The 11,527-nt window shown below is 35.0% G+C and carries 8 protein-coding genes, 3 tRNA genes, 4 pseudogenes and 1 riboswitch; all 15 genes and pseudogenes read right to left on the minus strand.

Going from position 1 to position 11,527, the window contains the following annotated elements:
* Positions 1 to 4 precede the first annotated feature (4 nt).
* The 15 genes and pseudogenes from flgL to JCM7501_RS02140 all read right to left on the minus strand — a co-directional run bounded on the left by flgL (position 5) and on the right by JCM7501_RS02140 (position 11,430).
* A pseudogene (gene flgL / locus JCM7501_RS02070) lies at positions 5 to 893 on the minus strand (flagellar hook-associated protein FlgL).
* Positions 894 to 909: 16 nt separating this feature from the next.
* Positions 910 to 2,351 (minus strand): annotated as a pseudogene (gene flgK, locus JCM7501_RS02075) (flagellar hook-associated protein FlgK).
* 10 nt (positions 2,352 to 2,361) lie between these two features.
* Positions 2,362 to 2,837, minus strand: a pseudogene (locus JCM7501_RS02080) (flagellar protein FlgN).
* 16 nt (positions 2,838 to 2,853) lie between these two features.
* Positions 2,854 to 3,129, minus strand: coding sequence for a flagellar biosynthesis anti-sigma factor FlgM (locus JCM7501_RS02085; RefSeq protein WP_013149897.1), 276 nt, complete (start codon positions 3,127 to 3,129; stop codon positions 2,854 to 2,856).
* A 56-nt stretch (positions 3,130 to 3,185) separates the two neighbouring features.
* Positions 3,186 to 3,602: a TIGR03826 family flagellar region protein gene (locus JCM7501_RS02090; RefSeq protein ID WP_013149896.1), complete on the minus strand. Its 417-nt coding sequence runs from the start codon at positions 3,600 to 3,602 to the stop codon at positions 3,186 to 3,188.
* A gap of 38 nt (positions 3,603 to 3,640) precedes the next feature.
* Positions 3,641 to 4,330, minus strand: a complete 690-nt coding sequence (locus tag JCM7501_RS02095; RefSeq protein WP_028991823.1) for a ComF family protein — start codon at positions 4,328 to 4,330, stop codon at positions 3,641 to 3,643.
* A 98-nt stretch (positions 4,331 to 4,428) separates the two neighbouring features.
* Positions 4,429 to 6,636: an SF1B family DNA helicase RecD2 gene (gene recD2, locus JCM7501_RS02100; protein WP_028991824.1), complete on the minus strand. Its 2,208-nt coding sequence runs from the start codon at positions 6,634 to 6,636 to the stop codon at positions 4,429 to 4,431.
* A 203-nt stretch (positions 6,637 to 6,839) separates the two neighbouring features.
* The gene (gene metK, locus JCM7501_RS02105; RefSeq protein WP_013149893.1) at positions 6,840 to 8,027 is read right to left on the minus strand and encodes a methionine adenosyltransferase; all 1,188 of its coding nucleotides are present in this window, start codon (positions 8,025 to 8,027) and stop codon (positions 6,840 to 6,842) included.
* A gap of 60 nt (positions 8,028 to 8,087) precedes the next feature.
* Positions 8,088 to 8,192: riboswitch (SAM riboswitch) on the minus strand.
* A 133-nt stretch (positions 8,193 to 8,325) separates the two neighbouring features.
* Positions 8,326 to 8,931: a sulfur carrier protein ThiS adenylyltransferase ThiF gene (gene thiF, locus JCM7501_RS02110; protein ID WP_028991825.1), complete on the minus strand. Its 606-nt coding sequence runs from the start codon at positions 8,929 to 8,931 to the stop codon at positions 8,326 to 8,328.
* Between the two features lie 222 nt (positions 8,932 to 9,153).
* Positions 9,154 to 10,056, minus strand: coding sequence for a TIGR00269 family protein (locus JCM7501_RS02115; RefSeq protein WP_028991826.1), 903 nt, complete (start codon positions 10,054 to 10,056; stop codon positions 9,154 to 9,156).
* A gap of 19 nt (positions 10,057 to 10,075) precedes the next feature.
* Positions 10,076 to 10,270: a MoaD/ThiS family protein gene (locus JCM7501_RS02120; RefSeq protein ID WP_012994591.1), complete on the minus strand. Its 195-nt coding sequence runs from the start codon at positions 10,268 to 10,270 to the stop codon at positions 10,076 to 10,078.
* A gap of 258 nt (positions 10,271 to 10,528) precedes the next feature.
* Positions 10,529 to 11,030: pseudogene (locus JCM7501_RS02125) on the minus strand (rubrerythrin family protein).
* Between the two features lie 137 nt (positions 11,031 to 11,167).
* A tRNA-Tyr gene (locus JCM7501_RS02130) sits at positions 11,168 to 11,253 on the minus strand.
* A 21-nt stretch (positions 11,254 to 11,274) separates the two neighbouring features.
* Positions 11,275 to 11,350: transfer RNA gene (locus JCM7501_RS02135), tRNA-Val, on the minus strand.
* 4 nt (positions 11,351 to 11,354) lie between these two features.
* Positions 11,355 to 11,430 (minus strand) — tRNA-Pro (locus JCM7501_RS02140).
* Positions 11,431 to 11,527 lie beyond the last annotated feature (97 nt).

Consider the following 11,527-nt stretch of genomic DNA (forward strand, 5'->3'; position numbering starts at 1 on the left):
ATTATCACCTTAAAAAGTCTATAAGACTAGGTTGCATAATACGAGCTCCCGCAGCTAGTGATGCTCTATATACATTTTCATCCATTTTGAGATTTGTAATAACTTGTGCCAAATCTGCATCTTCATTTTTCGAAAGAAGAACTGTAAAATTGTAGTTATCATCTTGGAGCCTGTTTTTTATAAGGTCAACCCTGTTTGATTTTGCACCAACTTCTGCTCTTACTGCCAGTACATTTTCTAGTTGTCTATCCACATCAGCTATTAAATTGCTTACAGCCTGATGATCTCCATTTTCTAAAGCAGATTTTAAATCGTCCATCATTTGAAGAAGCCTAGATGCCCCTCCTACTACATCAAAAAGCCTACTGCCTGGCACGTTTACAGCTATTTTATTACCACCGGGCCCTATCTCAAACTCTATAAAATTGTCATCACCGCTGTAGCCATTGGCAGTCTCACTAAAAGGAGCTTTATCGGTTCTAAAGCCTGCAAATATATACCTTCCATTGTATTGTGTATTCCCTACCTGTATCATTTGGGCTTTTAACTGCTTTATCTCTTCAGCTATTTTTTGCATATCTGCCTGTGTTAAAGTACCATTGGCACCCTCAACTGCTAATTCTCTCGTACGCTGTAATAAGTCTCCTAACTGGCCTAAAGCAGTATCAGTTATGTTCAACCAAGACTGGACTTCATCAGCATTTTTAGTATAAGCATCATTTCTTGCCATATCTGTTCGAATGCGCAGGCTTGTAGCTACTGCTACAGGGTCATCAGAAGGCCTTGATATTTTCTTGCCTGTAGATAACATATTTTGATTTTTTTGTAACTTTTCAAGCTATTGTGATAATTGTTCAAAAATTTGTTATAAGCATACCATCAGTAACTCTCACTTTTTACACCCGCCTTTTATCTTCCTACAATCCCCATTTTGTTTATAAGAGTATCTAATAGTTCATCAATGGCTGTGATCATTCTTGCAGAAGCAGCATAGGATTTTTGATACTTTAACATGTTTGTCATCTCTTCGTCTAAGGATACACCAGATATTGATTGTCTGTTTAAATCAATTTGTTTTATCATGAATTCCTGATTTTTTTGCATTAAGTTTGCTTGCTCCGCATCCACTCCAAGATTTGAGATTAAAGACCTTGCAAAGTCGTCAAAAGTAGCACCATCCAGTTCTGAAATGGCTTGGTCTCTTAATGCGATAAGTTTTAAAGCATTTGTATTATCACCCGGAAGGGTAGCATCACTCGATGCTGCAGCAATTTTTTGAAGTCCATCGTCTGCAAGAATATGTGAACTAACTTTAATCAACTGAGCATACTGAACTGTAGAATCATATGGAGTAGTAAAATCAGTGAAAAGTGGAATGCCTGTAGAGCCGTCAAGGCCATAACCTGATTTATGTACTTCATTTATCGCTTGTGCCATACTATATGCTAGTTTATTCCATTCATTTATATAATAGGGAACTCCCTTCACTCCGTTGGTGCCATCTCCATCTCTCATATCAAGTAAGCCTTTTAACACACCACTTGAAGGATTTACAGGCGTCCCTGTTAAATCCCATACTACTTCTCCGGTATTATTAAGACTCATTGTAAAAGCAGTTGACCCAGCCACTAAAGCTTGTCCCGCTATGTCAATTCTGAAATTTCCATTGGAGTCTTCATATGTAGTAATATTGACAAGTTTAGAAAGTTGATCAACAAGAAGATTTCTCTGGTCTCTCAAATCATTTGCTGTTTGTCCGGTAAGTTCGAATCTATATATTTCATTATTTAATTTACTTATTCTCTCAGCATAAGAATTTATCTCTGCAATTCTACTTTGTATGGTGGAATTTAATTCGTTTAATTTATCATAAAGATGCTGATATACAGTATTAAAAGTATCAGCAAGAGCAATAGCTCGCTCTCTGACTTCTGCTCTTACTGTCAAACTTTCTGGATTCTTGGATAGCTCTTGAAGAGAATTAAAAAAGTTATTAAGCACTGTATTTATTCCACTATCCGAAGGTTCGTTAAATATATTTTCAATCGCTGCCAAGACTTGAGCTTTTGTTTCCCATTCACCCAAAAATTTATTTTCCCTTCTGTATTGATTGTCTAAAAATTGGTCACGAATTTGCCTTATATCCTGTATTTTTACCCCTTCTCCTATCGCCTTTCCCCACTGGTCATACATGCCAAAAGTAGTGGTGGGGCAATTGAGACCATGTCTACTACTTGACGAGTATACCCAGGTGTATTAGCATTAGCAATATTGTGTCCAGTAACATCCAAAGCCTTTTGGCTTACAAATAATCCTGTCTTTGCTATTTCTAATCCTTGAAAAGTTGACATTTTCATCCCCCTATGCCTTTTTGTCAATTAGGCTGGTGTATTTTTTCATATTACCATTATTCCCATAAACACCATCATTACTTTCTAAGGCATTTGATATTGTTTGAATAGAATAATTTACATATTCTAACGCTTGCTCAATTAAAGCAGCATTTAATTTATTTCTTTCTTCAAGCTCTTTTAAAATATTAGTCAGATTATATTTGATATCTTTTAAATTTTCTGCTTCTTCTGAAGAAACAGATTCTATGACATCAGTTATTGTCATTTTGCCTTCTATATCAACTTTCTCCAGTATGTCCTCTCTTTGTCCTTCTAATTCCATAAGTTTTTTTACAAGTTGCTTCTCCATCTGTACTATTTTATCTAATTCTTTTATTTTTCCCGCAATTATAACATCAGTTTTTTTATTGCTAAGTCCAATAAAACTTTATAAATTTCCGTTTCTCCCCTCAATACCTCTATAAGCTTTTGGCTGTTAGCCATTGCCAGCACATCCTTTTTAAATTTTTTTATTCAACAATATTCCTTTCAGAATAGCATCAGCTACATCTTCAGCTTTTACATTGTAAGTCCCAGCATTTAGCATTGCCTTTATGTTTTCAATCTTTTGATTCTTTATTTTTTCAAACTCATTTGAGCTTTGTGCAAGTTTAATTGCCTCTTCTGATATCTCAATTTTATCCTTCATCTGCGTTTTTTTATTACTAACTTTTTCAACAGAATCTACTCTATAAATTGACATTACTTTTTCAATGTTATTGTTATAAATTTTCATTTTTAACACCCCCGTACTACTAGTAATATCGACTTAATAATTTAAAAGTTTAATATTCATTTTTTGTTTTTATGATTTTCATAAAGGTACAGCCTTTCTCCTCTCTGTTTTTCTTCTTCTTTATTTTCGGATTGCATTGAATAACCTTTCATTAATTCCTTCGCTAATTTGGTCTTGCATTCGTCACAAAACCTACCTGTAAGTATTGGTTTACCGCACTTTTCACACTTAAGACCTATGTTTACATTATTAGAAGTTAGAATTAACCTGCCTTCTTTTAAAAAGTCCATTATTTTCTTGGGAGAAACCTGTGTGTTTTGAGATATTTCCAGCATGGTAGCAGAGGGATGTGTATCTAAATAATCCCTCACTTTCATAAAATCTTCTTCATCCTGTCTATAGCACACTGGACATAGGTCAATTCCTGTATACGTGTAAAGCCTTCCGCACCGTTTACAATTTCTTATTTCCATTTCCTTTCATCCCCCTTTTTAATACTTCAAACACCCCATCATATATTTTTACCCGTTGCTATGGTAGCCACATATACATCTTTTGCCCCATTTTCTTTTAAGACTTTGGCACACTCATCCAAAGTTGCACCCGTTGTCAATACATCATCTACTAGTAACACATTTCTCCCAATGATTGTATCTTTGTAAGTTACTTTAAAAGCTCCCTTTACGTTTTCCATCCTTTCCTCTTTGTGCAAAGCTGTCTGAGTTGTTGTATTTCGCACTCTTCTTAAAGCCTTAGACATAAAAATATTCAACCGATAAGAAAGTTCTCTTGCCAAAAGTTCTGACTGATTATAACCTCTTTCATCAAGTCTAACTTTGTGAAGAGGGACAGGTACTATAACATCTATAGGCCAGTTCATTTTTTTAACTGCATCAGCCATATAGTCTGCAAAAAAAGATGCTAATTCTCTCTTTTTGAAATATTTAAACTGCCCTATTAAGTCTTTTACAACACCATCGTATTCAAAAGGACTTATATTTTGTTTAAATTCATGTCCATGTTCTAAACAATCAAGGCATGTTCCTTCATAGTCTATTGGCTTACCACATATATTACACCTATCGTCCTCAATAAATTTTAATGCGGTTTTGCATTTGTCACATAAATACCCCGTTTTTATAGCAGCTTTACAAATAATACAGGTTGTTTTTGGTGGAAATAAAAGGTCTAAAAAAATCATCTTTATTGCCCCTTACCGCAATTGCTTTTCTTTTATTTTTTATATCGACATTATTGAATTAAAATTAATTAAAAAATTATCATTTTACAGTAAATTTTCTAGTTTACATACAAAAGCGTTTTTTTAAGTCTTGAAAGAAGCCCTGAATATCTTTTTGAAATTCTATTGTTATCAATCATAAATTTCAAATATTTCTCTTGCCCTACCAAAATAACCAATTTCCTTGCCCTTGTAACAGCAGTATACAAAAGATTTCTTGTAAGTAGCATAGGGGGGCCATAAGTAATTGGTATTATGACAACAGGAAATTCACTGCCTTGGCTTTTGTGGACTGTTATGGCATAAGACAAATTTAGTTCGTCCAAATCAGAAAAGTCATAAGTAACAAATTTTTCGTCATCAAAATACACAGTCAATTCCTGTAATTCTTCGTCTATTGATTGAATTATTCCTATATCTCCGTTAAACACTCCTTCCCCTTCTTCATCGCCTTTTTTCCATTTTATCTTGTAGTTATTTTTTATCTGCATCACTTTATCCCCCACCCTGAAGACAAATTCCTTCATTGTTTTTTCTGGTTTAGTTTTGTCGTGGGGATTTAATGCTTTTTGCAGTTCTAAATTTAAATTATGAACACCAATTATCCCTTTTCTCATAGGAGTGAGTACTTGAATATCATTAATAGGATGAAACCCATAAGCTTTAGGAAGTCGGTTTATGACAAGCTCCAATATAGTCTTTAATATATCCTCTTGTGTGTTGGCATTTATAAAAAAGAAATCGCTATTTTTATCGTTATAGGTTGGATATTCTCCATTATTTATCTTGTGAGCATTTACTACTATCAAACTTTGCTTTTGCTGTCTAAAAATTTCTTTTAAACGTATCACTTTTACTATTCCACTGTCTATTATATCTCTTAGGACATTTCCGGCTCCAACAGATGGAAGCTGATCAGCATCCCCTACTAAAATTAGTTTTGCCCCTATAGGCAAGGCTTTTAATAAAGCATTCATAAGCAATATATCTACCATTGAAGCTTCGTCAATTATTATAACATCGTATTTTAATGGGTCTTTTTCATTTTTGTTAAAGCCCTTCCCTTCTTCTTCCGAATAAGTATATTCTAAAAGCCTATGAATGGTTTTTGCCTCTTTCCCAGTAGCTTCAGTTATCCTTTTTGCGGCTCTTCCTGTAGGGGCTGCAAGAGCCACTTTTTTACCAGCTTTTTCAAAAATACGGATTATACAATTTATTATCGTAGTCTTTCCTGTGCCTGGACCTCCCGTTATGACAACAACAGAATTTTTAACAGCTTCTTCTACAGCCAATTTTTGATTTTCTGCTAACAAAATACCTGTTTCTTTTTCAAAATTTCTAATTTCTTTTTGGACATCTAAACCTAAGTCTTCATTTTCCATTAGTGTCATGTTAAACAATCTCTCTGTTGTGTGTAATTCAGCCATATAATAAGGTATATAGTAGATTCCTACAGTATTATCTTCAAAAGTTTCAATATGTATTTTTTCATTTTGTACTAAAAGCACAAAAGAATCTTCTACTTCTTCTTCGCTTACTTCTAACAAACTTGCTGCTTCTTTTTTTAACAATTCTTTCGGCACATAGGTGTGACCATTTGCCGCATACTGCATCAAAACATATCGAGTACCAGAAGATATGCGATATAGAGAATGAGGGTCAACTCCTAGGTTTTCCGCTATTTTGTCTGCTGTTTTAAATCCTATTCCAAATATATCATCAGCTAATCTGTAAGGGTTTTGTTTAATAATTTCAATCGCGTTGTTTCCGTATTCTTTATAAATCTTTATAGCCATTGCAGTAGAAATACCGTACCCCTGCAAAAACACCATCACTTCTTTTACGCCTTTTTGCATTTCATAAGCTTCACAAATTCTTTTTATCTTCTCATCGCTTAGACCTTTTATTTCTTTTAATCTTTCTGGTGCAGTTTCAATTATATTTAAAGAATCAACGCCAAACTTTTTTACAATTTTTCTTGCTGTAACAGGACCTATTCCAGGAATTAAGCCAGAAGCTAAAAACTTTTCTATTCCTTCTAAAGTGGTGGGAGCCAAGGTTTGATAATTTAAAACCTTAATTTGCTCTCCGTAATCAGGATGTTCTACCCATTCTCCCTCAATTTTAATTCTTTCCCCAATGTTTACAAAAGGCATATAACCTACAGCAGTAACTGCTAAGCCTTGGGTACTTAATTCTAAAACTGTATAACCATTTTGTTCATTTCTAAAAATTATTTCTTCAACTACGCCCTCTATGTCAACCATAATCAATCCACCTGTTTTAATTCTTCTCTTTTATTTAATTTTACCTTATATTTAAAGCAAATTAAAGTTAATTTATTTCTTTTTCTTAATTTTTGTAGTATAATTAAAGTAGCGAAGCGTTTCCAAAACATATATTATATGTCATAAAAAGCATAAAAAGATATATAAAAACGATAAGCCCGGATTTATCCGGGCTTTCAAATTTATATTCCTGCTAATTTTTTTAATATATCTACTTTGTCTGTTTTCTCCCATGGGAGGTCCAAATCGTGTCTTCCAAAGTGGCCATAAGCTGCAACTTGTCTATAAATAGGTCTTCTCAAATCTAAATCCCTAATTATAGCTGCAGGTCTTAAGTCGAAAACTTGTTTTACAATTTCCGAAATCTTTTCATCTGGTATTTTTCCTGTGCCAAAAGTGTCTACACCTATTTCCAGAGGTGTAGCAACACCTATCGCATAAGCCAATTGCACTTCACATTTCTTAGCAAGTCCTGCTGCCACAATATTTTTTGCCACATATCTAGCAGCATAGCTTGCAGATCTATCAACTTTTGTCGGGTCTTTACCTGAAAAAGCTCCGCCCCCGTGCCTTGCATATCCACCATATGTGTCTACAATAATTTTTCTCCCTGTAAGTCCGCTGTCACCTTGAGGTCCACCAATTACAAATCTTCCGGTTGGATTTACAAAAATTTTTGTTTTGTCGTCCAACATATTTTCGGGAATAATTACCTTTATCACATGCTCAATAATATCTCTTTCAATAGTCTTATAATCAATATCTGGTGCATGTTGAGCTGAGACAACAACAGAATCTACTCTGACGGGTCTGTCATCTTCATATTCTACCGTTACTTGAGTCTTTCCGTCTGGCCTTAAATAACTTAATGTTCCATTTTTTCTAACTTCGGCAAGTCTTCTCGCAAGCTTGTGAGCCAGCATTATAGGCATAGGCATAAGTTCTTCTGTTTCATCACAAGCAAAGCCAAACATTAAGCCTTGATCTCCAGCTCCAATAGCTTCAATTTCTGAATTTGAAAGTTCTCCTCTTTTAGCCTCTAAGGCCTTGTCCACACCAAGGGCAATATCCGGAGATTGCTCATCAATAGAAGTGATAACTGCACAAGTATCAGCATCAAAGCCGTATTTTGCTCTTGTGTAACCAATATCTTCTATTACCTTTCTTACTACTTTTGGTATATCTACATAACATTCTGTGGTAATCTCACCCATTACTAAAACTAAGCCAGTAGTTACAGCAGTTTCACAAGCAACTCTGGCATACGGATCTTTTTTCAAAATTTCGTCTAATATTGCGTCCGAAATCTGGTCACAAATTTTATCAGGATGCCCCTCAGTAACCGATTCAGATGTAAACAGTTTACGCATTTTATCTCTTTATTCCTCCTTAAAAGCAAAATAAAACCCCTTCCAAAAGAAGAGGCAAAACCCTCATCTTTCAGAAGCATGCTTCTGAGAGAATTAGCACCTTGTCCTATAGGACAGGTTGCTGGGTTTCATCGGGCTCTTTCCCTCCACCTCTCTTGATAAGAGCGTGTTATTAAATTTTCTGATGTCTACTATAACACACTTTATCTATTATGTCAAATATTTTTGTAATAAAGGTGTCAAAAATCTATAGCATGTTAGGTTAGTTTTTCTCAGAAATAAAATTCTTGACAATATTTTATTCAAGCTCACTCACTATCCTTAATACTTCATCTGCCTGCATTGCAGCAACCGCTATGACCTTGGGTGCAAAAGGTTTTTTTTCATTAATTGATGTCACAAAATCGCCTATAATTGCAAAGCCCTTGCCACGCTTTATTTTAATATTTTCGCAGTCGCCAAACCCCGCAACCCCTGAGGCTAAAACCACTTTCTTACTATGCTCATGTGCTTTTCGAAAAATCAGTGTTTTTGTAAGCTCATTGTCAACAGCTTCAACAATTATATCATGTTGTAAGATTAGCTCATCTAGGTTCGATTCATCAATTTTTACGTTTTTAGCTTTTACATTCACAGATGGGTTTATTTTAGAAAGAATATCTTTAAGTGCTGACACCTTTTCTTCTCCCACTTGATAGAAAAAGTAGTTTTGCCTGTTGAGGTTTAAAATGTCTACCTTGTCAAAATCAACTATTGTGAGGTTTTTAATACCGCTTCTTACAAGCATTACTGCAATATTTGAACCAAGCCCGCCACAACCAATGATAAGAATTTTCACTTTTGAAAGTTTTTCAAGCATTTTTTCATCAAAATAGTTTTTAAGCATCATGTCAAATAAGTTCATGCATTTTCACACCCCTTACCCAGTTTGTAACTTCAACTATGAGTCCTTAAAATCTAATCGAACTTTGGCAGACTTTAATCAAAAATCAATTCTGCCAACTTTCAGTGTGAAATTCTAAAAATTGTAAAAAATCTGTGGTATCTTTCTTTGGGCGCTTGCATGGGAAAAGGGCTGGACTTTTCGGATTTTTAAAGCTACCAGCCCTTTTTGATTCTAAGTCTACTATTGCTGGTTACAAATTCTCACAAATCTACAAAATGAGCACTCCTCAGTTGTTGTGACCTGACCGCAATTTTTACATTCTTTTAGCTCAAGCCTTTCTCTAACGTCCTGAAAATGCTTTTTGCCCTTTTCAAGGAAGCCACTTAAAAACCTTTGCTTTGTGCCAGGGCTTTCCTCTTCAAGTTTGTTTAGCACTTCTTTATAGAGAATTGAACGTGCCCCAACAGAATGAGGACACTCTTCATGCAAAAATTCAATCTTATTCAAAAGCACATAGTACATGTTTTCTCTCTCTGTTAAAGTATAAAGTGGCTTTACTTTCTTTATAAGTTTTGGATGAGTTTGAGGTAGTACTGGCCCTTGTCTTGCAAGGTACCCTTCTTCCCAGTTCAAGACATTGCCAAAAAGTGTTGCCGCCTCGTCGTCCAAATTGTGACCTGTTGCAACAGCTGAAAAACCTCCGTCATATGCCACTTTGTTGAACAAATATCTTTTAATTGACCCGCATACAGAGCAAGGGCTCCGTCTCAAAGTCTTTGAAAGCTTATATATATCAAGCCCAAACTCTTTTTTGATGTTTTTTACAATAAGTGGAAGGTTATTCTCCTTTGCAAATTTCTCAACAACCTCTTGCGACCTGTTTGAATATTCTCCAATTCCAAGATTTATATACATCGCAACCACATTGTAGCCTTCCTTAACTAAAATATCCCAAAGAGCCATGCTGTCTTTACCACCAGAGACTACTACTAAAACCTTTTCGCCTTTTTCAAACATCCTATTTTTTCGGATGTTTTTTAAAACTTGATTCTTGTAATAATGTAAAAAGCAATCAGCACAAAAAGCTGCATTATGTCTCCTTAGAACAATAACAGCCTTTTTTTTGCATCTTACACACTTCAATTATCAAATCCCCTTTCTATTAACCACCAGAGATCACTGATATTACTTCCACTGTATCCTCATCTTGAAGAATTTCATCTGGAGTAACAATCTCTCCATTTTTGACAAAAACATGTGACTCTAAGCTTATATTCAACTCTTTTGCAAGCTTTTCTACACTTTTTGCCCCTTTTATGGTAACTTGATTGTTTTTCCCAACAAATATTATTGTCATTTTCAAAACCCCCTATAAAAAACTAATACTAAAAAGCAAATTAAAGTAAATTACAGTATTATTTATAACATACTTCGATTATGCCATCAAGATTTTTTAAAATAATGAGGGCTGCTGCATTTCTCTCTAGTGAAAATGAAGCAGAACCTTGAAGTTTCCATCTAAAAATATAGGTTAAAACTTGGTGTTGACTTTTATTTTCCTTGGTCTTATTATAAATTAGCATCTAAAAAAAGAGCATGCAAAAAGCACGCTCTTTTAGAATTCCACAAATTTCTCTTTTGGCACGCCGCAAATAGGGCACTTTTCAGGTAACACATCAACTGTTGTATAACCACATACAGGACATATGTAAACTTTTGATATTTTAATGTCTTCTCCTTTTAAGGCAGCTTCTTTTGCCTCAGTATACAATTTTGCGTGTATTTTTTCTGCTTCTATAGCATAATGGATGCTTTTTTTAGCACTAGCCTCTTCCTGCAGCTCTGCAACAGCGTTATAAGCAGGATACATTTCTTCTACTTCAAATGTTTCGCCTTCTATAGCTTTTTCAAGATTTTCAACAGTATTTCCAACTTCTCCAAGAGTCTTGTAGTGATTTGTAGCATGTACCAATCAGCATAAGAAATAGCTCTGAAAAGTCTTGCAATATTAGGTTTTCCTTCTTTTTCGGCCACATCCGCAAAATTTGATACCTCATGTGGGCTTGGCTTTCACCAGCATAGGCTTCTCCAAGATTATGTTTTGTCATTTCTCTCATAAAAGGTTCCTCCTTCATTAAATTTTTATTAATAAATAATAATTTTCTCCTTCAAATAATATTATACTACATTTTTTTACCATGTCAAGACATTTAAAGGAGAAAATAAAAAAAGACCTTTCGGTCTTCTTTTTCCATGGTGGAGGGAGATGGATTCGAACCATCGAAGGCGTCAGCCAACAGATTTACAGTCTGCCCCCTTTGGCCACTTGGGTATCCCTCCACAGTATTGAATTTTTAAAAATGGTGGTCGCAATAGGACTCGAACCTATGACCCCCTGCTTGTAAGGCAGGTGCTCTCCCAGCTGAGCTATACGACCACAATGGTCGGGATGGAGGGACTTGAACCCCCGACCCCATGCTCCCAAAGCACGTGCGCTACCAACTGCGCCACATCCCGACACCAGTGACGAAATAAATTATAATAGAAAAAATGAAATTTCACAATAGGCATAACTCATTAAAAACGACTATTTTGGCTATTTATCCTCTGTATA

Origin of the sequence: Thermoanaerobacter thermocopriae JCM 7501 (assembly GCF_001310975.1) — a bacterium.
Lineage (GTDB): Bacteria > Bacillota > Thermoanaerobacteria > Thermoanaerobacterales > Thermoanaerobacteraceae > Thermoanaerobacter > Thermoanaerobacter thermocopriae.

Coding starts and splice junctions, on each gene's coding strand:
- JCM7501_RS02085 (WP_013149897.1), bottom strand. CDS start 3,129: ATGAAAATTTATAACAATAACATTGAAAAAGTAATGTCAATTTATAGA.
- JCM7501_RS02090 (WP_013149896.1), bottom strand. CDS start 3,602: ATGGAAATAAGAAATTGTAAACGGTGCGGAAGGCTTTACACGTATACA.
- JCM7501_RS02095 (WP_028991823.1), bottom strand. CDS start 4,330: ATGATTTTTTTAGACCTTTTATTTCCACCAAAAACAACCTGTATTATT.
- recD2 (WP_028991824.1), bottom strand. CDS start 6,636: ATGGTTGACATAGAGGGCGTAGTTGAAGAAATAATTTTTAGAAATGAA.
- metK (WP_013149893.1), bottom strand. CDS start 8,027: ATGCGTAAACTGTTTACATCTGAATCGGTTACTGAGGGGCATCCTGAT.
- thiF (WP_028991825.1), bottom strand. CDS start 8,931: ATGAACTTATTTGACATGATGCTTAAAAACTATTTTGATGAAAAAATG.
- JCM7501_RS02120 (WP_012994591.1), bottom strand. CDS start 10,270: ATGACAATAATATTTGTTGGGAAAAACAATCAAGTTACCATAAAAGGG.